Raw genomic sequence first — 23,543 nt, 5'->3', positions numbered from 1 at the left:
GATCTTCACGCCGCCGCCGGCGCCGCGCGGCTGGGCTTGGGCCGCACGCCCCCCGCTGCGGCATGCTGCCGCCGGGCTGGGCCTGGCGACGCTGGCCCTGGTGCTGGGTCTGAACTTCGGCAAGCCGACGCAAACGCATAACTACGCCACCGAGCGCGGCCAGCGTGAGTCGGTCACGCTGACCGACGGCTCAAAGCTGACGCTGAACACCGCCACGCAGTTGCGCACCGAGGTGACGCCACAGGCGCGCCAGGTCTGGCTGGAGCGCGGCGAGGCCTTTTTCGACATCGCCCACGATGCCAAGCGCCCCTTCGTGGTCCATGCGGGCAAGCAGACGGTGACCGTGCTGGGCACCAAGTTCTCGCTCTACCGCGACGGCGACAAGCTGCGCGTGGCCGTGCTCGAAGGCCGGGTTCAGGTGCAGGCCGAGCAAAACCGCCCTGCGGTGCTGACCCGCGCGGACACCGCGCTGGCCGACGCCGGCAATCTGCTGCTGACCAAGCTGTCGCCGCAGCAGCTGACGGCCAGCCTCGGCTGGCTGCAGGGCAAGCTGGTCTTCAACGAAGTCAGCCTGGCCGAGGCCGCGCGCCAGTTCAACCGCTATGGCCGCAAGCAGCTGGTCATCAAGGACGAGGCCGCCTCACGCATCGTCATCGGCGGCGTGTTCGATGCCGCCAATGTCGAAGCCTTCGCCCGCCTGCTGCATGCCGGCTTCGGTCTGCAGGTGCAGGTTCAGAACGAGGAGATACAGAGTTCCAGCCCGGCGTCCTGAGCCGGGCTGGCGGCGTCGTAAGTCTTGCAGCCCGTCTTCCGATGCCCAGCTCATGGAGCCTGTATAGGAAGATGGCTGCAGATGCGGCGCCGCAACGGGCACCCTGAAACTGCGCCACGTTTTGAGCCCAGCAGACCAACAAGGAACCCAGTCGCAGACTCAAGGATCTGACGCAGCACTGAGGATGTTGTTCTCGACAATTAAAGTCGTAAACAGTTAGGAGCGCCGTTGAACGGCCGCTATCGCTCAGATGCGCAGGTCACTTTCGACCCGGGGCGGACATTCGAGCCGGCGAATTGGCCAGCTGGGAGCGGGCACCCAGCATCCTCATGAGCGGCAAATGGTTGGCCGGCGCTCTCGGAAGAGATCAGTAGAAGGCAGAGCTGTAGAAGCTAACCCAGAGCCCTCCGTTGGACCCCATCCGGCGTCGTCAAGCCGGGAGGAGCTGCGCCAAGTGGCCCTATGCCGCCGCGCTCGCATGCCCTGGACGCGAAAGCCGAGTTCCCGCCGCGAGGAGTACGACACCACCGAGGACCGAAATTGCGTTCAGGACTCCATGTGCCGTCATCAAGCGCGCAGAGTCGATGCTGAGGGCCGAGACCCAGGCGGCAAGGTATGGCTGGGCATGCATGAGGAGCAGCAGCCCAGCAGTACCGCGAAGCAGGAGATTCCATGGCGAGCGTTCTCCCTGGGCGCTGCGAACAAGTAAGAAAACACTGGCGGCCACGAACACGAGGGTGAAGGGGGTAGCGAAAGCACCGCGCACCGCGGGCGAAGATTCGAAGATGTGACCGATAGGAATCCAGGCGAGGCACGCCGCGCCCAAGGTCCATGCCAGCGCACGGGTGCGCAGCGACTCTCTGCCATCGCCGTGCGTCATCACGGCGGCAGATGGTTTGAGGACGAAGGGCAGGACCAGGAGGCCCAGCAAGCCAATTGCCACGTCCACGGCCAACAGCGTCGGGTAGCCCCAGGCTTGCGCGACTTTGCCTTGCCAAGAGGCGGACATGGCGAGCCCCAGGTTGTTGAGGGCTGCATAAATTGTGAACTGGGTTGCCGCGACGCCTGGATTGGTGACATCCATGAACACGGCAAAGCGAGCACCGATCATGAGGCAGGCCAAGAACTGATAAGCGACAAGCGCAATCCATAGCGCCTGTGCAAGGGCGGGGCCTGCGACCTGCTTCCCCATGGCCGGCATGATGTGGCCGTGCATCTGGAGTTGCCACATGAGCCATAGCGTAGGGATGCAAGCGGCCAGGGTGCTGAAGGCGATGAGCCGCTTCTTGCCGACACGATGGCTGAGGAAGCCGCCGACCAGCGTGCCGCATACCGCGGCAATCGAGCCGGCAAGGCTGAGCTGAGCAAGCTCCGTCGGAGAAAACCCAAGCTCAACGGCAAGCGTCGACTTGAGTGACAGGTTCAAGGACAAGGCGCCAGCGGGCAGGAGGCAAAACAGCAGGCAGGCAAATGCGCCCTGCGATCCAGTGAGGGCCTTGTACGCGTGCAGCGAGAAGTCGCGCATCGCCGCAAGCGAACCGCGCATGCCCACTGCCGGCGTCGGCCCACCCGTCACTTCCGCAGCAGGCTGCTCACGCATCGGGAGTACGACGAACGTTGCGATGGCCAGAACCGTGCCAGCGACCAGCAGGAACCCATTGCTGAAAGAGCCATGCCCGATAAGGAAGAGGACGCCCGGCCCGCCCAAGGCCTGTCCGCACACCATGCCGGCGTACATCAAGCCATTCGCGAACCCTCGCTCTTCCTCGGGCAGCGCATTGACCGCAAGACCATCGATCGCGACGTCCTGCAAGGCGGCAAAGATGTTGTGAACGAAGAAGATTGACGTGACGATAGTGAGGTTGCCCGCGAAGCTGATCTGTGACAGCGCCAGTAGAGTCGCCACCATAGCCAGCTGACATCCGAGGATCCAGGCACGGCGATGGCCGAATCTGCGGAATCGAATGGCATCCACGAAGGGGCCGCCGATCCACTTCAGGGACCAAGGAATGAGCAATGCGGCGATGAAAGCGCCAATCGCAGCCGGCTCAAGCCCTTCGCGCCTGAGTTGCGACACCACGGCCACCGTGGCAAATCCGAGCGGAAGCCCCTCGGAAACGTACAGCAGGAAGAACGCCCACAGGCGCCCTTTCTTCGAAGCCAATAGATTGAAACGCCCCATCGAGATACTCACTAAACTGAAAAGCCGCAACTCGCCGTGCGCGGGTTGCAAAGGGGGCGAAGAATAACCGCCCTCATGTGGTGACGAACATTGGCAGTCCAGGAGAAAAAGGACAGCCCCGCGAATGAGCCAACGATGCGGGGCAACGTCCTGCTGGACGCCGTTCAGGCCTGTCGGCTCGATGGCAGCCCGAGTGCCCTGGCCACGCCAGCGCCATAGTCGCGGTCGGCGCTGCTGCAATGTTCAATGTGACGAAGCTGGATCTCCAATCCTGCACCGGCGATCGAGCGCGCCGTGTTTTCGAACAAGGTTTGCCGCTGTTCCGGCGCCATCAATCGGAACAGGGCACCAGGTTGGGAGTAGTAGTCGCCGTCGTCTCGATGATTCCAATGGCTCGCCGCACCGCTGAGGCTCAGCGGAGGCTCGCGATAGTCGGGTTGCTCGGCCCACTCTGCGGAGTCATTGGGCTCGTAGGCTGGCGTGCTGCCATGATTGCCGTCCGTACGCATCGCACCGTCCCGGTGATAGCTGTGCACAGGGCAGCGCGGCCTGTTGACCGGAATGAGGTGATGATTCACGCCCAGCCGATAGCGCTGCGCGTCCCCGTAGGAGAAAAGCCGCCCCTGCAGCATCTTGTCGGGCGAGAAGCCGATGCCGGGAACGACGTTGGCCGGATTGAAGGCGGCTTGCTCGATCTCGGCGAAGTAGTTGGCCGGATTTCGGTTGAGCTCGAGAACGCCCACTTCGACCAGCGGATAGTCCGCATGTGGCCAGACCTTGGTGAGGTCAAAGGGATTGAAAGCCAGCTGTTCCGCATCGGCCTCAGGCATGACCTGCACGCAGAACTTCCAGCAAGGAAAGTCACCCTTGTCGATGCTGTCCAGAAGATCGCTCTGGTGAGTTTCCCGGCTTTGTCCGATCGCGGCCTGTGCCTCGGCGTCGCTCAGGTTCTTGATGCCCTGCATCGAAAGCCAGTGGAACTTGACCCAGAAGCGCTCGTTGCTGGCGTTGATGAAGCTGAACGTGTGGCTCCCGAATCCGTGCATGTGGCGATAGCTGGCCGGTATGCCTCGATCGCTCATGAGCACCGTAATCTGATGGAGCGCCTCGGGCAGGCGCGTCCAGAAATCCCAGTTGTTCTTTGCGCTGCGCAGGTTTGTGCGCGGATCCCGCTTGACCGCATGGTTGAGGTCCGGGAACTTGAGCGGATCGCGCAGAAAGAACACCGGCGTGTTGTTCCCGACGAGATCCCAGTTGCCCTCCTCGGTATAGAACTTGATGGCAAAGCCGCGGATGTCCCGCTCCGCGTCGGCCGCGCCACGTTCGCCTGCAACGGTCGAAAAGCGCACGAAGATGCTTGTCTGCTTGCCAATCTGGGAGAACAGTTTGGCCCGCGTGTACCGGGTGATGTCATGAGTCACAGTGAACGTGCCATAGGCACCTGAGCCCTTGGCATGCATGCGCCGCTCAGGGATCACCTCCCGATCGAAGTGGGCCAGCTTCTCCAGGAACCACACGTCTTGCAGCAACTGCGGACCGCGAGGTCCAGCCGTCAGGACGTTCTGGTTGTCAGCGACCGGGCAGCCAGCGCCGGTCGTCAGCTTCTTGTTCATTCGCGCGCTTCCTCGGTCTCTAGCGGTATCGATGCGATCAGCGAACTGCTGCAGCGGACTCGATCAGGTCGGCAACCGCCTGCGGGTGAGATGTCATCACCACATGCGAAGCCCCTTCAATGACTACCGTCTTGCGAGAGCCCGCCCGATCTGCCATGAAACCAAGTCCTGCGGCGGGTATGTTCAGATCCCCCGTGCCGTACACGAAGTAGGAGGGGAGCTTCTTCCAGGCTGGCGCACCACTTGCTTCCACAAGTGCGGCTTCGGCGATGGGGCGCTGCGCCGCTGCCATCAGGCGTGCCTGAGATTCGGAGACATCGGCAGCGAACTGTTGCCAGAATTTGCCCTGGTCGATATAGAGGTCCACACCGCCCGATGGCAAAGGAATGGGCTTGGCAAGAGCGCCACCCAGAGTGCCTCCGGGAAACTTGCCGGCCAGCTGGCCCGCGCTTTCGCCCTCGTCAGGCGCGAAGGCCGCCACATAGACCAGCGACTTGACCTGCGACTTGCCCGCAGCGGCATTGGTAATGACAGCACCACCGTACGAGTGGCCGACCAGCACCACCGGACCCGGGATGGCATCAACGATGCTGGCGACGTAGCGCGCATCCCCGGCCACGCTGCGCAGCGGATTCGCGGCCGCCACCACGGGATAGCCGCTTTGGGTCAAATGGGTGACCACACCGTTCCAGCTGGATGAATCGGCAAAAGCGCCGTGCACGAGAACGATGGTGGGCTTGATGGAAGAAGTATTCATGGCTTGAGCCTGTGCATTGGATTGGGTAAGGCCGGCAGCGAGGCTGACGGCAACGAGGAAGGCATGGGATTTCATGGCGAGGTCCGTGGGCGGAGTCAGCTGCGGAAGAGATCGAACGGCGTTCAGATGGACGAAGGCGAGTTCGCGTTTCAGTTGGACGACTTGATGAACTCCAGCAGGTCTTGATTCAGGCGGTCTTTGTGGGTGTCGGTGATGCCGTGCGGACCGCCGGCGTACTCGATGAGCTTCGCGCCCTTGACGAGCTTGGCCGTCACGCGTGCAGTCGTCTCGATCGGCACGATCTGGTCGTCGGCACCGTGGATGACCAGCGTCGGGACAGTCAGGCGCTTCAGGTCCTCGACGAAGCTGGTCTCGGAGAACGCCTTGATCGAGTCAAGCGTTGCCTTGTGACCGGCCTGCATGCCCTGCACCCAGAACGTGTCAATCTGGCCTGTGGATGCCTTGGCGCCGGGGCGGTTGAAGCCGAAGAACGGGCCGCTGGCGAGGTCCTTGTACAGCTGGGCACGGTTGTCGATCGAGGCCTTTCGCAGCCCGTCGAACACATCCAGACTCACCCCGTTGGGGTTCTCCTGCGTCTTGACCATGATGGGGGTCACGGCGCCGACGAGCACCACCTTCTTGACGCGCGCCGTACCGTGGCGGCCGACATAGCGAGCGACTTCACCCCCGCCCGTCGAGAACCCGACCAGCGTCACGCCACGCACGTCCAGCGCGTTGATGACGGCAGCCAGGTCGTCGGCATAGTGATCCATGTCGTTGCCGTTCCAGGGTTGACTGGAGCGGCCATGCCCGCGGCGGTCATGCGCAATCACGCGAAAGCCCTTGTCCGCCAGGAATAGCATCTGCGCTTCCCAGCTGTCGGAGTTCAATGGCCAGCCGTGGCTGAACATCACCACCGGTCCGTTTTTCGGACCCCAATCCTTGTAGTAGAGCTCCACGCCGTCGCGCGTCGTGATGGTGCTGGCCGTCTTCGCCATCGGTGCATGCGATGCACTCGCCCGGACTGGGTCGACCTTGCCGCTGGGCGATTGCGCCTGAACGGAGCCGTGGATCGTGCCGGTGACAAAGCCGATGGCGAGGAGCAGTTGGGTGATTTTCATGATGATTTCCTTGAAAGGTAGTGGGAGGTCAAGAAGCGATGAAGCTGAGGAGGTCGGCGTTCAGCCGGTCCTTGTGGGTGTCGGCCAGGCCGTGCGGGGCGCCCTCGTAGACCTTCAGCGTGGCGCTGCGCAGGGCTTTGACGGCAAGCCGGGCCGAGGTGTCGATGGGCACGATCTGGTCGTCATCGCCATGGATCAGCAGCGTCGGCACGGTGACCTGCTGTAGATCGGCGCTGAAATCCGTCGCCGAGAAAGCCGCAATGCACTCGTAGGTGCTGCGGTGGCCTGCCTGCAGGCCCTGATCGCAGAAACGCTCGATCAGCGCTTGGGAGGGCACGGCCCCGGGCCGGTTGAAACCGTAGAACGGGCCGGACGCGATGTCTCGGTACAGCTGCGCACGGTTCTCGATCTCGCCTTTGCGCAAGCCATCAAAGACTTCGAGAGGCACGCCGTCCGGGTTGTTCGGTGTTCGCAGCATCAGCGGGGGGACGGCGCCCACCAGCACGACCTTGGCGACGCGCCGTGTGCCATGCCGGCCGATATAGCGAACCACCTCGCCGCCTCCGGTGGAGAAGCCCACCAGGACGACGTTGCGGAGGTCCAGAACTTCCAACAAGCTCGCCAAGTCGTCGGCGTAGCCGTCCATGTCGTTGCCGTTCCAGGCCTGACTCGATCGTCCGTGGCCGCGGCGGTCATGGGCGATGGTTCGGTAGCCCTGGTTCGACAGGAACAGCATTTGCGATTCCCAGCTGTCCGCGCTCAGCGGCCAGCCGTGGCTGAAGACGATGGGCAGACCGCTTCCCCAGTCTTTGTAGTGAATGCGCGCGCCGTCTCGGGCGGTGAAGTAGTGATCCATTGGTTTGGCTCCAGCGTTAGATTTGCTGTGCCGGCAAACGCTTGCCGGCTTGGCCATGCCAGTGTCGAAACGTAGGGATGTTTGCGCCAGTAAAGCGATGCAAAACGATGTAATCGGCAGCGGCTCGGGAAGGTGCAAGACCGCCCCACCTTCCTCTGTTGTGACGATGGGATTGATCGGTCGCCCATGCAACTGCTCGGCCCGGAAAGCACCGAGCGACATCGCTGCATGTCAGCGATGTCGCTCGGTAGTGCATGCCAGCTGCAGTTTCCAGCCTTCAGCCAGGCGTCCTTGCCAACACATGGGCCAGGCTGAAGAAGGGGATCACTTGGTCCAATCCACGAGCGCTGTCGCTGAACGAATGGCGCGGGCTTTCGGTTCGATAGAACCGCCGAAGTCATTTCTGTTGCTGTGCAGGATGGCGAGTTCGCCGCTTGCGCGTGCACGCAGCAACTCCGCGACTACTTCGGTGCGGCTCAGGCCCGGACCCGTAGGCACAGGTGGCTCATAGCTTTCTCGCTGTGACCGCGCCAACTCCCCGCTAGCACGCGCCCGCTCCAATTGGGCCAGCACGTCTGCGCGGCTCACCTTGGAGCCGCTGGTCAGCGTAGGGCCATGGAAATCAGGGTTCTCGCTGTGATTGCGGGCCAGTTCGCCACTGGCACGTGCGCGCTCCAACTCTGCGACGACCTCCTGGCGGCTCAAGCCTTCGGCCAGACTGCTGCCGGTGGCGATCAATACGGCGAGTGCGAAAGTCAGGTTTTTTCTCATGATGATGTCTTTCTTGATGATGGTGGCTAAGGAAACAAAGGTGATGGGTTACTGAGATGAACCATGCCAAGCAACTGCTCGAACCTGCTCGACAGGATCATCCGAAGGTGAAGGCATAGGCACGGGCGCCGGGCGCCTCGAACGTGATCTCGAAGTGGCGCTCTCGCACCGGACCGTGCTGACGGACGAGCTGGTAGAGACGGTTGCCGGTGATGAGTCCGCGGCCATTGGCATCGACATCCAGACCGGCGGCGATGCCGGGTGGCAGGCCATCAATGGTGATGCGAAAGGGCAGCGGCTTGCCGTCGATGACGGGGCCGAGCACCAGGTGCAGGTCTCTCGCATGGAAGCGGAGCTGTACGCTGCCAAGACTGCTCGACAGCTCCGCGTACTCAGAGCGGACTGTCCAGTCGCCGGCCAGACTCCACTTGTTCAAGGCCGGATTGCGTCGAGCGTAGCGTTTGACTTGGTTGGGAAGAATGTCCCGCCCATTGCCACGAGCGTGCCCGAGATAGAGCTCCGGTGAGCGAAGGTTGCCGAGGTCAGGCGCCAAACCCAATCCGGCCGGTACGACGCGGGCGACCTCCGTACCGAGCACTGCCCCCGCTTCCACGAGTAGCTGCCGAATGATGTCTTCGGCGCGCTCGTAATCGCCTTCGCCTATCTGGTGATGCCTGACCCGACCCCGCCCATCGACGAAGTAGAGGGCGGGCCAGGCGCGGTTATTGAACGCCCGCCAGATGGTGAAGTCGTTGTCGAGCACGATGGGATAGTCAAGTTGGCCTTCCCTGACTGCTTGGCGGACTCGGCGAACGTCTCGCTCGAATCCAAACTCTGGCGCATGCACGCCGATAACGACCAACCCTAGTGGACCGTACTTCCTGGCCCATTCACGCAAGTACGGAAGGGTGCGCTGGCAGTTGATGCAGGAGTACGTCCAGAAATCAACGAGCACCACCTTGCCACTCAGCTGCGTCAAGCTCAGGGGTGGCGAGTTGATCCATTCTCCAGCCCCCTCTAGCCGCGCCTGAAGCGGTTCGCCACGCAGCGGAGAAGCGATAGCAATGGTTGTCAAGCACGTGAGAAGGAAAACGATAAGGTTCTTCATGATGGTGTGAGTGCGCCGTGCGCACGCCTGATGACAGACCAGCGGTTTGGATCGGCTGCTGATGGAGGACGAAGCCTGTATTGCTCATGCAGAGCCTCGGTGCATTGACTGAGGGGCGAGGATCCGGGGGGCGAGTCAGCGGCGTTGTCGCTATCGCTGAGCGCTGGACTGGTCGCTGTCCCCCAAATCGGCCCGACCTCTCGGCTGCGCAAGGCCTCCGGCAAGCCTTGGCCACACCCCAGCTCAGTCCTCGGCTTTGACGAGGGGCAGATCTTTCCTGACGAAGTAGGTGGCCAACTCCGAAGCCTTGCCGATACCCACATTGCGCGCGACATGAGGCGTTCCCGCAGGAATCACGAGCGAGTTTCCGGCCTTGAGCGTCACGGGTGGGCGGTCGGCCAACTGGTACTCGAGCGTGCCTTCAAGTACGAAGGCCACTTCTTCACCCGGATGGGAATGCCGAGGAGCGGCGACACCGGGAGCGAAGTCCACGCGAGCCTGGATAAGCTCGTATCCGGACTTCGAAACGTCCTGGCGAGCCAGGTCCGTGCGGCTGAGGCCGGCGCGCCAACGAGGCGCGGCCTCGGAAGCCTGAGTGTCGTTGGTCTGAGCTTGGATAGCGCCCGACACCGATGTCAGGAGACTGCAGGCAAGAACGAGGAGAGGGAGTTTCATGGTGGTGTTTCTCTGTGGTTTGTAGAAAGATGAAGAGCACATCAAAGCGCTCGGCTGCTCATTGCTGTTGGGCCTATCGTTCGCAGGAGACTTGCACAGGCCGGCTTCCAACAGGTGTCAGCCCTGAACCCGGGCTGCTCCGATGGACGGCATGGAAATCCGAGCTGGCGCCTCGCCCATCGACCGAGGCCAAACACTGGACTCGCAGATGGGTGCAATCGACCACGGAGGCCGGAGCCGATTGCACTTGGATTGCGAAGCCGATCCCGGCAAGTGCGGATGTGAACGCAAGGCGAGAAAGGCTGTGCATGCTGTGCTCCTGAGACTGCTAGGTTTCGGCGGGACCGCCTTGTTGCGGCCCAGATGAAGTCTCAAGGCACCACGCCTTTAACACTAGTAAAGCGTTGAAAATCGCTGTTATGCGCTCACGCCTGCGATGAGCTCGCCGAGCTATCGGATGTCTTTGCGGACGTATTGGGATTGCCGTACAGACGGATGCGCCGGAGGGCACTACGATTCGTCCCTGTGGACGCAATCGGCTCAGGCAAAGGTGCTGCGACAACTTCGCGTGAGCGCCTGCATCCCCGCAGACCGATCACCGATACTTGGGGCTGATCGCAGTCCCTGGCGACCATTCATCAACTTGAATTTTCTGCATCGCCGCAAGCGCTGCCCCATACCTTTGGCTGAGAACTGCATCCGATTTGACGACTATGAATTGCAGCTGGAACGACGGCAATTGCTGAGGTCCGGGCGCGAGATCAGCCTTGGCGCCCGAGCTTTCGATCTGCTGGTGGCGCTGGCACAGCGACACGGCCGTGTCGTTACCAAGCGCGAGCTGATGAGTCTTGTGTGGCCCACGACGGTGGTCGAAGAGGCCAATCTGCGCGTGGGCATGAGCGCCATCCGCAAGGAGCTTGGCCCCGAGCTGATCGCGACGATTCCCGGCCGTGGTTACCAGTTCACCGCGCGTGTCGAGACTGATGCCAGCTCGGGCAGTGGCGGCGCAACGGCCGGCGATTCGGACGTCGCGCCTCCAGCAGAGGCACAAGCAGCAATAGCTACGCATCGACTGATCGGCCGCGATGCATTGCTGGGCCACGTCAGTACCGCGCTCCAATCCAACCGGCTTCTGACGCTTACCGGGCATTCAGGCTGCGGAAAGACGGTCCTTGCGAGGGCCGTTTTTACGAGCGAACGAGCGACGAGCAAAACGACGCATGCCGCGGTGCACTGGGTCGACCTGGCGGCGCTGAGTGATGACGAGCTGCTCGTAGCAACAATGGCACGGGCCTGTGAGGTGACGCTGGGCGATGGGGTAGGCCTGAGGGGCCTGGTCTCTGCGCTGCATACCTCGCACGCCTTGGTGATCCTGGACAACGCCGAGCACCTGGTGGATACGGTTGCTGCGGTCGTGCATCAGCTGCTGGAGGGGTGCCCGCATCTGCGGTTTCTCGTCACCAGCCAGGCCCGCCTCAAGTTGACGGGCGAGATGGTAATACTGGTGCCGCCACTTGATGCGGCCGATGTAGGCACCGCATTCGACGAGGCTGATCAATGGCCTGCGCAAGCCCTCTTTCTTCGGCACTGCGCGCAAGCCGGACGTCCATTGCCGCTCGATCAGCGAACGCTCGATCTGATTGGCGATATATGCCTTCGTGTCGACGGCATTCCACTGGCCATCGAGTACGCGGCGTCGGCCGTTCCGTTGCTGGGCTTGCAAGGCGTTGCCACGGCGCTGGATCAGCGGCTCCTCGCATTGAGTGCCGGCCGCCGCGATGCTCCGGGCCGCCACAGGACGCTGCGGACGGCACTCGACTGGAGTGTTTCGTTGCTCGGCCCCTTCGAGCAAGTCGTATTCCGCCGCCTGGGCGTGTTCGTAGGCAGTATCTCGATGGCCTTGGTGGAACCCGTGGTCAATGTCGAGGGCGAGGATCCATGGCGACTGATGGAAGCCATATCCGAGCTGATCGACCGTTCCTTGGTGGTTGCTGAGGACGGTGTGGTGCCACGCTACCGTTTGCTGGAAAGCTCGCGCGCGTTTGCCATCGAACAGCTGAACCAGCGCGACGAGAATTTCAATCTTCGAGCGCGGCATGCGGGTGCGGTGGGCCGCCTGTTCGGACAGACCCGCGAAGCGGCGCTGGCCGGTAGGTCTGGCATTGATGATGCCATCGACCTTCTCCAACCTGAAATCGGCAATGCCCGCGAAGCGTTCCAGTGGGCGCTGGAGCATGACAGTCGGCTCGCCATGAGTCTGGCTGCGAGCCTTGTTTTTGTACTCTGGAGATCCGGCGGTATCGGCGAGGCCGGGCGCTACCTGATGCTGACCGAACCGCTAGCGGAAAGCTCGCCTGCGGATGCCTTGCGATGTGGATGGGTTCGCGAGGCGATTGTCCATTGGACCTACTACGACAACCCGCGTGCTTCACGATGGCTTGGCGTGGCGGAGACTGCCCATCGGAAGGATGACAACGTTTGTGGGCTCATCGAAACGCTGGCACAGAAGGCGAACAGCCTCGTGTATGCAAGCGGCGATCTGGAAGTGCTGTCGCAAGCTCTGGACGAAGTGCGTTCCCTTTACGCGCCGACCATGTCGGGCCGGCTGCGCCTGTTCTGTTCATCCATCATCATCGTGGGTGCACAACGACTTGGGCGTGAGGCAGATATTCGGTGGGTTGAGCGTTCTGCCACGAGCTTCCCGCCTGGAGACGAACACGGGCGGATGAGCCTGCTCTGCCGGCTGATGACCATTCAGATTGCTGAAGGCCGCGCCGAAGCGGCGATCGAGCTGGGTGAGCCGCTGTATGCGCAGCTGCGGCACGGGAGGTACCGTCGAGCGTTGCACTGGCTGCCCATCAACCTGGTGCAAGCCCATCTCCACACCAATGGCCTGTCCCGTGCATTGGCCATCGCGAGCGACTGCTTTGAGTCGGACACGGGCAATGGCTTGCTCTATGCCTGGGCAGATGCTCTGGCTCATATGGCTTGCAATGGCGGCCTGCATGAGCAGGCGGCGCAGATGAATGGCTATGCGGACACCCGCTACTCGATTGCCGGCGGCAGCCGTGGAAGCGTCGAGCAAAATTTTCGAGAAAATTCGCAGGCCATGGCTCAAGAAGGTCTGGGGCAACTAGGCTATGCGGAGGCCTATGAGAGGGGCGCGCATTGGAGTGAGGAAACCATGCGGGTAGCTGGCCTGCAGGTGTTGGAGAGTCTTGGCGCGCGATAGTGAGCAGCCAGATGACCGGCAGTCGTATCCAAGGCTGATCCTTCTCCTACGGTTCTCGTCGGCGAACTACTCTGCCGAAGCCATCCGAATCGGGACGTCGACCATGCTGTCGGCCACCAACGGCTCCTTGTGGCCGAAACTGTTGGGTCGCGGAAGTCGCCGAGAGCAGCCGGTGGGCAACGACGGATGACCAAAAGTGCCTGCTGGGTTGTTCCTGGACAGGATTCCGAGGCGGATGGTTCGAGTCAGTTTGCAAGCTTTCGGTGGCGAACCCGCAAACTGCCCACCAGGCCGGCTCTGTCAATCAACATCCCGATCTCCCACATCGTGATCCACGAAGTGGACACCAACAACTGAGGCTGGGCGGGTGAAACGGCCTCGGTCCTCGGCGCACGCAATCTCAATCCCGAGCGCGCCTGAGGGCTCGCACGCCTGCGCTTGGTGTCGTCAGGCGATCCGCGAGTACACCCGCGTATCGCGCAGCTCCCCGCTCGGGCACAAGGTGTCGCGCCGCAGCACGCCCTCGAACTCGAAGCCGCAGCGCTCGGCCACCGCGCGACTGCGCAGATTGCGCTCGTCCATGCGGATCTCGACCCGGCGTGCGCGCAGCTCGTCGAAGGCCATTTGGGCCAGCGCCCGCACGGCTTCCGAGACATAGCCCTGGCCTCGAGCGCTCGTGCGAATCCAGTAGCCGATCTCAAAGCGCCGCACTGCCCAGTCGAGACGGTGCAAGCCGGTGCCGCCCAGCAGGCGGCCGGCCTGCTCGCTGCCGGGCTGGCGCAGGTAGAACTGGTAGGCGAGGTCGCTGCGCAGGATGAATCGGGCTAGCTGATGGCGCAGCACCGTCTCGCTGTCCTCGAGGCTGGGCGCAGTCTGCGCCCAGGGCATCCAGGGCCTGAGCTCGTCCAGCGATTCGCAGACCGCCGCATTCAGCGCCTGGCCCAGGCCGGCGCGCGGCGCGGCGATCACCAGACGCTCGGTCAGCAGGCGCTCGGGCACCTGGATCAACACGGGGTCGGGTGTTGCCATTTCTTCTGCCTCATTTGTTGGGAACCAGATCCGGCGCCCGGCCGGGCATCGCCTCGGCACCCAGTCCGGCCTCGACATCGTCGGCACCATCCGGCTTGGGCAGTTCGCGCACCTCGCGTATGGTCGCGTGGCGCCAGGCCAGCAGCGCCAGCAGCAGCGCGCCGCAGCCGGCAAAGGCCAGCGCAGAGCGCAGGCCGAAGTGCTCACCCAGCCAGCCGCCAAGCAGCGCGCCGGGGCCTGCCGGGATCAGGATTAGCCAGCGCATCGTGCTGGTCATGCGGCCCAGCATCGGCGCCGGCGTCACTGCCTGGCGCAAGGACAGGAAGTTGATGAAGATCAGCACCGCGCCGATACCGAAAGTGAACAGCATGAAGGCGAAGGCCGCCACGCCCCAGGCATTGGCGGGCGCGACCGACAGCAGCAGCCAGCCCAGGCCGCAGACTGCAAAGCCCAGCACCAGACAGGGCCCGGGGCCCAGCCGGCGGCTGATGCGGTGGCCCATCACGCTGGTCAGCACGGTGCCGGCACCCAACGCCACATAGGACAGGCCCACGGTCTGACCCGACAGACCCAGGGTGCGGGTCGCGAACAGGATCTGCACAACGATGGCCGCGTTGTGGCAGAGCTGCCAGCAGCCCACGGCCGTGGCCAGGCTGACCAGCAGGCGCTTGTTGCGCACGAACTGCACACCGGCCTTCAGGTCACGCCAGAAATCGGCATTCTTGGCCTTGACCGGCTCCTCGTTGACCTTGATGCCGCGCAGTATCAGCGCCGAGATCAGCACCAGCACGGCATCCACCGCCAGCGCCATCGGCGCGCCCAGCACCTTGATCAGCGCGCCGGCAAAACCCGGCCCCGCGACCTCGGCGCCGGACGAGGCCAGCGCGTTCTTCGCATGGGCCTCGACCAGGCGCGAGCGCGGCACCACCTGGGTCAGCACGATCTGCGCGGCGCTGCCGGCCGTCGTATAGACCGTGCCCAGCACGAAGCCGACCACATACAGCCAGGTCATCGACAGCCAGCCCATCCAGTGCGCCAGCGGCACGGTGGCCACGACGAAAGCCAGCAAGGTCTCGCCCCAGACATAGACCGGCAGCTTGCGCACCCGGTCCAGCCAAACGCCCGAGGGCAGCGAAAACAGCACAAAGGGGGCGATCTCCATCGCCGTCAGCAGACCCATCTGGGTGGGGCTGGCGTCGAGCAGCACGGCCGCCGTCAGCGGCAGCGCCAGCATCGTGATCTGCCCGCCCAGCGAGCTGATCAGGATCGAGGTCCAGAGCCGGCGGTAGACCAGGTCGCGCAGCAGATCGCCGGGCGGCAGGGTCAGGGCTTGTCTGAGCTGGTCAAACCAGGACAGGGGCCGGGTTTGCATAGGAGTCTCCAATGAGGGCAGCACCTCGCCCTTGTGGGGCCAGGTCTGAAAGACGAGTGAATCAGGGAGCGGAGGAAGGCGGGTCAGACCGACGCGCACGGCAGACCGCCAGCACGGACGCGCACGCCCGCGGCACGGTGTGTGCGGGGTCTGCTGCGGTCGAGGAGCTTGGTCATGGATCTTGCCTGTTTGAGGCTCTCATCCTACAGGCCGGCTTGACGGCGGACAAGCCGCGCCAGCGCGCCAACGAAGCCCAAGCCGGGGACAAATCACGCCAATCGCACATCGTGCGCGGGACGGCGCTGCGCGCCCCAGTAGCGGCCCTCGCGCTGGAAGCCGACGTGCTCGTAGATGCCGATGGCCACATCGTCCGGATCCGCGCACATCACCAGGCGCTGCAAACCCATGCCGGCCAGGCCGTGGCGGCTCACCCCCTGGATCAGCGCGCTGCACAGGCCGCGCCGACGCCATGACGGGTGGGTGCCGACATGCTGGAAGCGACCCAGCGCGCCATGCCTGAACAGACCGCAGTCGGCCACCAGCTCGTCGCCATGCCAGATGCCGAACCAGGCCCCCAGGCCGGCCGCCTGCATCGCCGCGTAGCGGGCCATCTGGCGCTCGCGGTGCTGGCGGTAGTTGACAGGCTCGAAGCCGCTGTCGTTGGACTCGCACTGCAGCGTCACCGCCACCCGCCGCTGGGCCGGGTCCGAGAGATCGACCTCGGCAAAGCGGAATGCACCGGCCAGCGTCTTGGCCGGCTCGCGCAGCTGCGGCGCGCTCAGGCTCAGCTGCGCGGTGCCAAAGACCTCGAAACCGGCAGCCAGCCAGCCCGGCAGCGCGGCCTGCGGCGAGCGGGTGTCGAAACCGATCGCGACATGGCCCGACTCGCGCGTGTGCTGCCCCACCTCCTCGTCAAAGCGGGTCAGCCAATGGGCCAGGTCGGCGTCGCGCGGCGACTCGGGCAGCACGAGGCAATTGCCCCAGTAGAACAGCGGGTTGGTCGGCGTGCGCAGCACCAGGCAATCGGCGCGCTCGATCACCAGGCCGTCGAAGCGCGCGAAGATCAGATCGGTCTGCCAACCAAGGGAGAGGGACTGCAGCATCGTGCTCATCGGCACACGGTAGCAGCCCTCCCCTCAACCCCCAAGTGTCGGAAATAACGGTCTGCGCGCCGTCAGAAGCCCACCGCTGCACCGTCGCGGCGCGGATCGCTGGCCGCCACATAGCCGTCCACGGCCGGGTCGCCCTGGCGCCAGATGAACTGGCCGGCACCGAAGTCCTGGTAGCTGTCGTTGATGTCGGCGATCTGGTGGCCCAGCGCGCGCAGGCCGTCGACGGTGTCGGCATTCATCGCCGACTCGACATTCAGCGACAGGCCCTCGTTGTAGCGCCAGCGCGGCGCATCGCAGGCGGCCTGCGGGTTCTGGCCGTAGTCCAGCATGCGCACCAGGGTCTGCATATGGCCCTGGGGCTGCATGTTTCCGCCCATCACGCCATAGCTCATCACCGGCTGGCCGTCCTTGGTCAGGAAAGCCGGGATGATGGTGTGGAAGGGACGCTTGCCCGGCGCCACCTGGTTGGCATGTCCCACTTCCAGCGTGAAACCATGGCCGCGGTTCTGCAGCGAGACGCCGTAGCCCGGCACGACCAGGCCCGAGCCGAAGCCCATGTAGTTGCTCTGGATGAAACTGACCATCATGCCGCTCTCGTCGGCCGTGGTCAGGTAGATGGTGCCGCCCTTGACCGGGTTGCCGGCCTTGAAGTCCTGGGCTTTCTTCATGTCGATCAGCTTGGCGCGCTCGGCCAGATAGGCCGGATCCAGCATCTGCGCGGCCGTCAGCTTCATATCGCCAGGCTCGGCCACATAGTTGTAGACATCGGCAAAGGCCAGCTTCATCGCCTCGATCTGCAGATGCTGCGAGGCCACGCTATCGACCTTGTGCGCGGCCACGTCCAGATGCTTCAGGATGCCCAGTGCGATCAGCGCGGCGATGCCCTGGCCGTTCGGCGGGATCTCGTGCAGCGTGTGGCCGGCATAGTCCTGCGCAATCGGCTCCACCCACTCGGGGCTGTAGCCGGCCAGATCGGCCACGGTCATCGTGCCGCCGGTCTGCTTGGCGAAGGCCGCGATCGCCTCGGCCACCTCGCCCTGGTAGAAGGCCTGGCCCTTGGTCTGGCCAATCAGGCGCAGCGTGCGCGCCGCGTCCTTGAACTGGAACAGCTCGCCGACCGCCGGTGCCCGGCCCTTGGGCAAGAAGGCCTGGGCAAAGCCAGGCTGCGAGGTCAGCTCCTGCACGGCTGCAGCCAGCGTCCATTTCTGCTGCACGATCACCGGCACCGCGTAACCGCGCTCCGCAATCTCGACCGCCGGCGCCATCAGATCGGCAAAAGGCAGTTTGCCGAAGCGCTCGCTCAAGGCCACCCAGCCGGCCACCGCGCCGGGCACGGTCACGGCATCCCAGCCACGCTTGGGCAGGCTCTTGGCCTCGGCGCCGTATTTGCGCCGGAAGTACTCGGGCGTCCAGGCCTGCGGCGCGCGGCCCGAGGCGTTCAGGCCATGCAGCTTCTTGCCGTCCCAGAGGATGGCAAAGGCATCCGAGCCCAGGCCATTGCTGCAGGGCTCGACCAGGGTCATCACCGCTGCAGTGGCAATCGCCGCATCAACCGCATTGCCGCCTTGCCCCAGGATGCGCAGGCCAGCCTGGGCCGCCAGCGGATGCGAGGTCGAGACGATGTTGCGGGCAAACACCGGCATGCGCTGGCTGGCATAGCCGCCGTTCCAATCAAAGCTATGAGTCATCACATTCACTCCACAGAAATCTTGCGTTCACGAATCAGTCGGCCCCAGCGTTCGCTGTCGGCCTTGACCATCGCGGCGAACTGGGCCGGGCTGGCATTGCTGACCGGCTCGGCGCCCAGCCGGGCCAGGCGCTCGCGCACCTCGGGCGACTGCATCGCGATGTTCAGCTCGCTGTTGAGCTTGGCCACCACGGCCGGCGGCAAGCCCTTGGGGCCGTAGACGCCGAACCAGGTGATGGACTCGAAACCGGGCAAGCCCGACTCGGCCACCGTCGGCAGCTCCGGCGCCAGCGCCGAGCGGCTCTTGCCGGTGACGGCCAGCGCCTTCAAGCGCCCTTCCTTCACATGCGGCATGCCGGAGACGATGGAGTCGAACAGCAGATGCACATTGCCCACCACCAAATCCGGCACCGCCAGCCCGGTGCCGCGATAGGGGATATGGGTGATGAAGACATTGGCCTGGGTCTTGAAGGCCTCGCTGGTCAGGTGAACGATGGTGCCGTTGCCACTGGACGCGTAGTTGTACTGGCCCGGCTTGCTCTTGACCAGCGCGATCAGCTCGCGCACATCCTTGACCGGCAGCGAGTTGGGCACCAGCACCACATTGGCGGCATTGGCCACATGGGCCACCGGCGTGAAGTCCTCGTCGACCTTGTAGGGCAGCCTGGGGTTCAGATGCGGGCCGATGGCATGGGTGGAACTGGTGGTCAGCACCAGGGTGTAGCCATCGGGCGCGGCCTTGGCACCTTCAGACGAGCCCAGGCTGCCGCCGGCACCGGCCTTGTTGTCGACCAAGACGGTCTGGCCCAGCTGGCTGCCGAGCTTTTGCGAGATCGCTCGCGCCAGCAGATCGGTGGCACCGCCGGCCGGAAAGGGCACGATCAGGCGGATGGACCGGTTGGGATAGCTCTGGGCCAGCACGTTCAGGCTGATCAGTCCGAAACCCAGGGCCAGGGCCAGGTGGCGAAACTTCATCGTCGCAACTCCATCATCTAGGGGCGCAGTGATTGTGTGCCGGCGGAGATGACAAGAAAAGCTAATAATTCTTGGCTTCATCACAAGGAGTGCTTTCCATGCCCAGCCGGCGCAGCCTGAAGAGCTTTGTCGCGGTGGCCCGCTGCGGCTCCTTCGCGGCGGCGGCCGCCGAGGTCGCGCTGACCCAGGCGGCCGTCAGCCTGCAGATGCGCAATCTGGAGCAGGAGTTCAAACAGGTCTTGTTCGACCGGGGTGGCCAGGACGGCCAGAGCGGGCGCAAGGCCCAGCTGAACGCGGCCGGCCAGGCCTTGCTGCCCTGGGCCGAGCGCATGCTGGCCCTGGACGCCCAGCTGCACGAGGAGTTGCGCGGCGCGGCCCTGCGCGCCGATCCGATGGCGGGGGCCTACCGCATCGGCGCGGTGGTCTCGGCGGTGGCGCCGCTGGCCCATGCGGTGGTAGCGCTGAAGCAGCAGCATGCGGCGCTGGAGCTCAAGCTGGTGAGCGGCAAGTCCGGTGAGCTGGCCGAGATGGTGGAGAACGGCCAGCTCGACGCCGCCGTGCTGGTGCGCGGCACGGGCAAGACCCCTGCCGGGCTGGGCTGGAGCGCCCTGTACGAGGAGCCGCTGGTGCTGCTGGCCCACGCCGACGGCAAACGGCGCAGCGCGGCCCAGCTGCTGGCTGAGCAGCCCTTTCTGCGCTTTGACCGGAGTGAGCGCACCGGCATGCTGCTGGACAAGGCGCTGCGCACGCTGCAAGCCCCGGTGCAGGAGTTCCTGGAACTCAACTCGATCGAGGCCCTGGCCGAGCTGGTGCGCCAGCGGGTCGGCGTGAGCCTCTTGCCGCTGCTGCGCCGGGCCAGCTGGGCGCAAGACCCGACCCTGCGGGTGATTGCCTTGCCCGAGCTGCCCCTGATGCGCGGCATCGGCCTGCTCTATCGGCGTGAGGCCCGGGGCGCGCTGACCGAGGCCATCGTGCAGCAGTTCGCCCAGCAGCAGCCGCATTGAACTCGGGGCCTGCAGCTTGGCACAATGCTTGCTCAACAGATTCATCACATCGAGCCCCCCACATGAGCACAGCCCTGCACTCCATCCCCGGCCGCAGCAAGAAGCTGCCGCCGCTGCGCGTCGGCGTCGGCGGCCCGGTCGGCTCCGGCAAGACCACCCTGGTCGAGGTGCTGTGCAAGAGTTTGCGCGAGCGCTACGACCTGGTGGTGGTCACCAACGACATCTACACCAAGGAAGACCAGCGCCTGCTGACCGTGGCGGGCGCGCTGGAGCCCGAGCGCATCATGGGCGTCGAGACCGGCGGCTGCCCGCATACCGCGATCCGCGAGGACGCCTCGATCAATCTCGAGGCGGTCGACCGCATGCTCAAGCTCTACCCGGATGCCGACATCGTCTTCATCGAGTCCGGCGGCGACAACCTCGCTGCGACCTTCAGCCCGGAACTGTCGGACCTGACGATCTATGTGATCGACGTCGCCGCCGGCGAGAAGATCCCGCGCAAGGGCGGCCCCGGCATCACCAAGAGCGATCTGTTCGTCATCAACAAGACCGACCTGGCACCCTATGTCGGTGCCAATCTGGACGTGATGAAGGCCGACACCGAACGCATGCGCGGCGCGCGGCCCTTTGTGATGAGCAATCTGAAGACCGCCGCCGGGCTGGACGAGGTGATCGCCTTCATCGAGACCAAGGGCCTGCTGAAGACCTGAAGAGCGGGACCGGGCTCAGCCAGGTGTGGCCTCACAGCGGATCCGGCGCATCGTGAAGTCGATGCGCTTGCTGCGGCCCTGGGTCTGCCCCTCGATGCGTGCCTTCAGCACGCCCTGCTCCAGCGCAGAGACGACCCGCTGCGGGAAGTCATGCGCCGGGTTCTCGAACTGCGCCTCGGTCTCGCTGAGCGAGACCAGCGCGAAGGCCACCGGCTTTTGCTCGCCCACGGTCGCGATGAAGTCGATGCGGCCCACTGTATTGCGGCGGATCTGCATGAACTCATGGCCGGTGGTGCGACCGCGCTTGACGGTGCGGCTGAGCCCCAGCAAGGTATCGCCGGCCAGCGGCAACCAATGCTCGACCGAACCCGGCTCGCCGCCCTCGGGCGCCCAGCAACCGGCCAGCCAGGCCAGCTTTTGCAGCTCATGCTCGGGCTGAGCCAGGGTCGGCGCAGCAAAAAAAACCAACAGGGCAGCGAGCAGCAGCGGTGTTTTCAGCATGGCAGCATCCTTGCGGTCTATTGATGCCCGTACTCTAGACCAGGCGCTCGCGCGTCCTGCGCGCCACATCCTGCAGCCAAGGCTGGCGGGCCCAGTGTGAGCGCGCAAAGGCGTCTATCTGCTCGCGATAGCTCAGCGACAGCCCGATCACATCCAGGCCCTCGACGAACATGCGGCGGTGGCGGGACGAGAGCTCGAAGCCGGCATCGACCGCCGCGCCGCGCACCCGCATCGCGCCGAGGTCGATGCTCAGCGCCTGGCCGGCCTCGGCCTCGTCCATCAGCGCGGCCACGTCGGTCTCGGCCAGCATCACCAGCAGCAGCCGGTTGTTCATCGCATTCGAGTAGAAGATCTCGCCGAAGCTGCTGGCGATCACCGCGCGGATGCCGAACTGCTGCAGCCCCCAGACCGCATGCTCGCGGCTGGAGCCGCAGCCGAAATTGGCGCCGCCCAGCAGGATGGCAGTGCCGGCATGCTCGGGGCGGTTCAGCACAAAGTCGCGACGGGGCTGGCCCTGGGCGTCGAAGCGCAGGTCGTAGAGCAGGCCGCGATCCAGGCCCGACTTGTCGATGCCGCGCAGGAACTGCTTGGGCATGATCTGGTCGGTGTCCAGATTGTCGATGCGCAGCGCCGCAGCGCGGCCGCTGATCGTTGTCGATTCAGACATGCAGGCTCTCCAGTCGGCGGACATCGGTGATCACACCGGTGACCGCCGCGGCCGCGGCCATTGCCGGGCTCATCAGATGGGTGATGGCGCCGCGCCCCTGGCGGCCCTCGAAATTTCGGTTGGTGGTGGACGCGCAGCGCACGCCCTCAGCCAGCACATCGTCGTTCATCGCCAGGCACATCGAGCAACCGGGTTGACGCCACTCGAAGCCGGCCGCCTGCAGCAGTGCGGCAATGCCCTCGGCCTCGGCCTGGACCTTCACCGCGCCCGAGCCCGGCACCACCATCGCCCGCACGCCCGGCGCCACCTGGCGGCCGCGCACGACAGCGGCGACGGCCCGCAGGTCCTCGATGCGGGCATTGGTGCAAGAGCCGATGAAGACATGCTGGATCGCCGTGCCCTCGATCGGCGCGCCGGCCTGCAACTGCGTGTAGCGCAAGGCCTGCTCGGTGCTGCGCCGCTGCGCGCCCTCGGGATGCGGCACATGAGCATCGATCGCCACCACCTGATCGGGGCTGGTGCCCCAGCTGACATGCGGCACCACATCGCTGGCGTCGAAACAGTGCTCGACGGCAAACAGGGCTTCGGCATCGCTGTGCAAGCCGCGCCAATGCGCCAGCGCGGCGTCGCGCTGCGCGCCCAAGATGTCCGGTGCCCGGGCCAGCACATAGTCGATCGCCACGGCGTCCGGTGCGATCAGCGCGCCACGTGCACCGGCCTCCACGGCCATATTGCACAAGGTGAAGCGTGCCTCGACCGACAGTGCCGTGATGGCCGTGCCGCAGAACTCCACCACATAGCCGCGCGCGCCCTGGGCCCCGATGCGGCCGATGATCTTGAGGATCAGGTCCTTGGCCGTCGTGCCCGCCGGCAGCCGACCATCGACACGGATGCGCATGTCCTCGGCCAGGCGATAGACCAGGGTCTGGGTCGCCAGCACATGCTCGACCTCGGAGGTGCCGATGCCGAAGCCCAGCGCACCCAGCGCGCCGTAGGTGGTCGTGTGGCTGTCGCCGCAGATCACCACCATGCCGGGGCGGATCATGCCGTGCTCGGGAGCGACCACATGCTCGATGCCTTGCAGCGCATCGTTGGTGTCGAACAGCGGGATCGCATGGCGATCGCAGTTGCGCTTCAGATTGCCCGCCTGCAAGGCCGATGCCGGGTCGCGGATGATGCGCAGCTTGTCTGGATGGGTCGGGATGATGTGGCTGACCACCGCGACGTTCTGCCCCGGCACCAGCACTTCGCGGTCTTGCGCGTGCAGCCCGGCAAAGGCCTGGGGGCTGGTGTATTCGTTCATCAGGTGCAGGTCGCAGAACAGCAGCACGTTCTGCGCGTCCAGCGCCGCCACCGTGTGCGAATCGACCAGCTTGCGATACAGGGTGCTCGCCATGAG

General features: G+C 64.7%; 20 protein-coding genes. 4 read left to right on the top strand and 16 right to left on the bottom strand.

The genetic code is table 11. The features are described 5' to 3' along the window. Nucleotides 1-772: FecR family protein (locus tag PO768_RS02250; protein ID WP_272644717.1), on the top strand; the 772-nt coding region annotated here is incomplete at its 5' end. 460 nt (nucleotides 773-1,232) lie between these two features. Here PO768_RS02250 and PO768_RS02245 read toward each other — a convergent pair. From PO768_RS02245 to PO768_RS02210, 8 genes are all read right to left on the bottom strand, one after another. After that, nucleotides 1,233-2,954: an MFS transporter gene (locus PO768_RS02245; protein WP_272644716.1), complete on the bottom strand. Its 1,722-nt coding sequence runs from the start codon at nucleotides 2,952-2,954 to the stop codon at nucleotides 1,233-1,235. Between the two features lie 164 nt (nucleotides 2,955-3,118). Next, nucleotides 3,119-4,567 carry a catalase gene (locus PO768_RS02240; protein WP_272644715.1) on the bottom strand — a complete coding sequence of 483 codons (1,449 nt, stop codon included), beginning with the start codon at nucleotides 4,565-4,567 and terminating at the stop codon, nucleotides 3,119-3,121. 37 nt (nucleotides 4,568-4,604) lie between these two features. Next, nucleotides 4,605-5,399, bottom strand: a complete 795-nt coding sequence (locus tag PO768_RS02235) for an alpha/beta fold hydrolase (RefSeq protein WP_272644714.1) — start codon at nucleotides 5,397-5,399, stop codon at nucleotides 4,605-4,607. Between the two features lie 74 nt (nucleotides 5,400-5,473). Next, nucleotides 5,474-6,445 (bottom strand): alpha/beta fold hydrolase, encoded by a 972-nt coding sequence (locus tag PO768_RS02230; protein WP_272644713.1) that lies wholly within the window; start codon nucleotides 6,443-6,445, stop codon nucleotides 5,474-5,476. Nucleotides 6,446-6,473: 28 nt separating this feature from the next. After that, nucleotides 6,474-7,358 (bottom strand): alpha/beta fold hydrolase, encoded by an 885-nt coding sequence (locus tag PO768_RS02225; protein WP_442953163.1) that lies wholly within the window; start codon nucleotides 7,356-7,358, stop codon nucleotides 6,474-6,476. Nucleotides 7,359-7,625: 267 nt separating this feature from the next. Next, on the bottom strand, nucleotides 7,626-8,072 hold the full coding sequence (locus PO768_RS02220) for a hypothetical protein (RefSeq protein WP_272644711.1): 447 nt from the start codon (nucleotides 8,070-8,072) through the stop codon (nucleotides 7,626-7,628). Nucleotides 8,073-8,169: 97 nt separating this feature from the next. After that, complete coding sequence (locus PO768_RS02215; protein WP_272644710.1) at nucleotides 8,170-9,180, bottom strand: thioredoxin family protein; 1,011 nt, start codon at nucleotides 9,178-9,180, stop codon at nucleotides 8,170-8,172. Nucleotides 9,181-9,423: 243 nt separating this feature from the next. Beyond that, on the bottom strand, nucleotides 9,424-9,855 hold the full coding sequence (locus PO768_RS02210) for a cupin domain-containing protein (protein WP_272644709.1): 432 nt from the start codon (nucleotides 9,853-9,855) through the stop codon (nucleotides 9,424-9,426). A 643-nt stretch (nucleotides 9,856-10,498) separates the two neighbouring features. Between PO768_RS02210 and PO768_RS02205 the strand changes: the two genes are divergently transcribed. Continuing rightward, a complete protein-coding gene (locus tag PO768_RS02205; protein WP_272644708.1) occupies nucleotides 10,499-13,087 on the top strand; it encodes an ATP-binding protein in 2,589 nt (862 codons plus the stop codon). Nucleotides 13,088-13,534: 447 nt separating this feature from the next. Here the strand turns inward: PO768_RS02205 and PO768_RS02200 are convergent, their stop codons facing one another. The 5 genes from PO768_RS02200 to PO768_RS02180 form a co-directional block, all read right to left on the bottom strand. After that, the gene (locus PO768_RS02200) at nucleotides 13,535-14,116 is read right to left on the bottom strand and encodes a GNAT family N-acetyltransferase (RefSeq protein WP_272644707.1); all 582 of its coding nucleotides are present in this window, start codon (nucleotides 14,114-14,116) and stop codon (nucleotides 13,535-13,537) included. A gap of 10 nt (nucleotides 14,117-14,126) precedes the next feature. Then, nucleotides 14,127-15,488: an MFS transporter gene (locus PO768_RS02195; protein WP_272644706.1), complete on the bottom strand. Its 1,362-nt coding sequence runs from the start codon at nucleotides 15,486-15,488 to the stop codon at nucleotides 14,127-14,129. A gap of 269 nt (nucleotides 15,489-15,757) precedes the next feature. Next, complete coding sequence (locus tag PO768_RS02190; protein WP_272644705.1) at nucleotides 15,758-16,600, bottom strand: GNAT family N-acetyltransferase; 843 nt, start codon at nucleotides 16,598-16,600, stop codon at nucleotides 15,758-15,760. A 62-nt stretch (nucleotides 16,601-16,662) separates the two neighbouring features. Further along, nucleotides 16,663-18,288, bottom strand: a complete 1,626-nt coding sequence (locus PO768_RS02185; RefSeq protein ID WP_272644704.1) for a gamma-glutamyltransferase family protein — start codon at nucleotides 18,286-18,288, stop codon at nucleotides 16,663-16,665. Nucleotides 18,289-18,293: 5 nt separating this feature from the next. Beyond that, entirely contained in the window at nucleotides 18,294-19,262 is a 969-nt protein-coding gene (locus PO768_RS02180) for a Bug family tripartite tricarboxylate transporter substrate binding protein (protein WP_272644703.1), read from the bottom strand. A gap of 98 nt (nucleotides 19,263-19,360) precedes the next feature. Here PO768_RS02180 and PO768_RS02175 point away from each other — a divergent pair, with 98 nt between their 5' ends. Both PO768_RS02175 and ureG read left to right on the top strand, forming a co-directional pair. Then, entirely contained in the window at nucleotides 19,361-20,266 is a 906-nt protein-coding gene (locus PO768_RS02175; protein WP_272644702.1) for a LysR family transcriptional regulator, read from the top strand. 62 nt (nucleotides 20,267-20,328) lie between these two features. After that, a complete protein-coding gene (ureG, locus tag PO768_RS02170) occupies nucleotides 20,329-20,976 on the top strand; it encodes an urease accessory protein UreG (RefSeq protein ID WP_272644701.1) in 648 nt (215 codons plus the stop codon). 15 nt (nucleotides 20,977-20,991) lie between these two features. Here the strand turns inward: ureG and PO768_RS02165 are convergent, their stop codons facing one another. From PO768_RS02165 to leuC, 3 genes are read right to left on the bottom strand one after another with little or no spacing between them, the layout of a single operon-like run. Then, complete coding sequence (locus PO768_RS02165; RefSeq protein WP_272644700.1) at nucleotides 20,992-21,477, bottom strand: DUF6265 family protein; 486 nt, start codon at nucleotides 21,475-21,477, stop codon at nucleotides 20,992-20,994. Nucleotides 21,478-21,511: 34 nt separating this feature from the next. Next, on the bottom strand, nucleotides 21,512-22,144 hold the full coding sequence (gene leuD, locus PO768_RS02160) for a 3-isopropylmalate dehydratase small subunit (RefSeq protein WP_272644699.1): 633 nt from the start codon (nucleotides 22,142-22,144) through the stop codon (nucleotides 21,512-21,514). Further along, complete coding sequence (leuC, locus tag PO768_RS02155; RefSeq protein ID WP_272644698.1) at nucleotides 22,137-23,540, bottom strand: 3-isopropylmalate dehydratase large subunit; 1,404 nt, start codon at nucleotides 23,538-23,540, stop codon at nucleotides 22,137-22,139. The genes leuD and leuC overlap by 8 nt, the downstream gene beginning before the upstream one ends. Nucleotides 23,541-23,543 lie beyond the last annotated feature (3 nt).

Origin of the sequence: Paucibacter sp. XJ19-41 (assembly GCF_028462495.1) — a bacterium.
GTDB lineage: Bacteria > Pseudomonadota > Gammaproteobacteria > Burkholderiales > Burkholderiaceae_C > Roseateles_E.
This window is presented reverse-complemented; position numbering and strand designations above follow the sequence as displayed.

Coding starts and splice junctions, on each gene's coding strand:
- PO768_RS02175 (WP_272644702.1), top strand. CDS start 19,361: ATGCCCAGCCGGCGCAGCCTGAAGAGCTTTGTCGCGGTGGCCCGCTGC.
- PO768_RS02220 (WP_272644711.1), bottom strand. CDS start 8,072: ATGAGAAAAAACCTGACTTTCGCACTCGCCGTATTGATCGCCACCGGC.
- leuC (WP_272644698.1), bottom strand. CDS start 23,540: ATGGCGAGCACCCTGTATCGCAAGCTGGTCGATTCGCACACGGTGGCG.
- ureG (WP_272644701.1), top strand. CDS start 20,329: ATGAGCACAGCCCTGCACTCCATCCCCGGCCGCAGCAAGAAGCTGCCG.
- PO768_RS02215 (WP_272644710.1), bottom strand. CDS start 9,180: ATGAAGAACCTTATCGTTTTCCTTCTCACGTGCTTGACAACCATTGCT.
- PO768_RS02245 (WP_272644716.1), bottom strand. CDS start 2,954: ATGGGGCGTTTCAATCTATTGGCTTCGAAGAAAGGGCGCCTGTGGGCG.
- PO768_RS02180 (WP_272644703.1), bottom strand. CDS start 19,262: ATGAAGTTTCGCCACCTGGCCCTGGCCCTGGGTTTCGGACTGATCAGC.
- PO768_RS02185 (WP_272644704.1), bottom strand. CDS start 18,288: ATGACTCATAGCTTTGATTGGAACGGCGGCTATGCCAGCCAGCGCATG.
- PO768_RS02235 (WP_272644714.1), bottom strand. CDS start 5,399: ATGAAATCCCATGCCTTCCTCGTTGCCGTCAGCCTCGCTGCCGGCCTT.
- PO768_RS02190 (WP_272644705.1), bottom strand. CDS start 16,600: ATGAGCACGATGCTGCAGTCCCTCTCCCTTGGTTGGCAGACCGATCTG.
- PO768_RS02165 (WP_272644700.1), bottom strand. CDS start 21,477: ATGCTGAAAACACCGCTGCTGCTCGCTGCCCTGTTGGTTTTTTTTGCT.
- leuD (WP_272644699.1), bottom strand. CDS start 22,144: ATGTCTGAATCGACAACGATCAGCGGCCGCGCTGCGGCGCTGCGCATC.
- PO768_RS02225 (WP_442953163.1), bottom strand. CDS start 7,358: ATGGCCAAGCCGGCAAGCGTTTGCCGGCACAGCAAATCTAACGCTGGA.
- PO768_RS02200 (WP_272644707.1), bottom strand. CDS start 14,116: ATGGCAACACCCGACCCCGTGTTGATCCAGGTGCCCGAGCGCCTGCTG.
- PO768_RS02230 (WP_272644713.1), bottom strand. CDS start 6,445: ATGAAAATCACCCAACTGCTCCTCGCCATCGGCTTTGTCACCGGCACG.
- PO768_RS02195 (WP_272644706.1), bottom strand. CDS start 15,488: ATGCAAACCCGGCCCCTGTCCTGGTTTGACCAGCTCAGACAAGCCCTG.
- PO768_RS02240 (WP_272644715.1), bottom strand. CDS start 4,567: ATGAACAAGAAGCTGACGACCGGCGCTGGCTGCCCGGTCGCTGACAAC.
- PO768_RS02210 (WP_272644709.1), bottom strand. CDS start 9,855: ATGAAACTCCCTCTCCTCGTTCTTGCCTGCAGTCTCCTGACATCGGTG.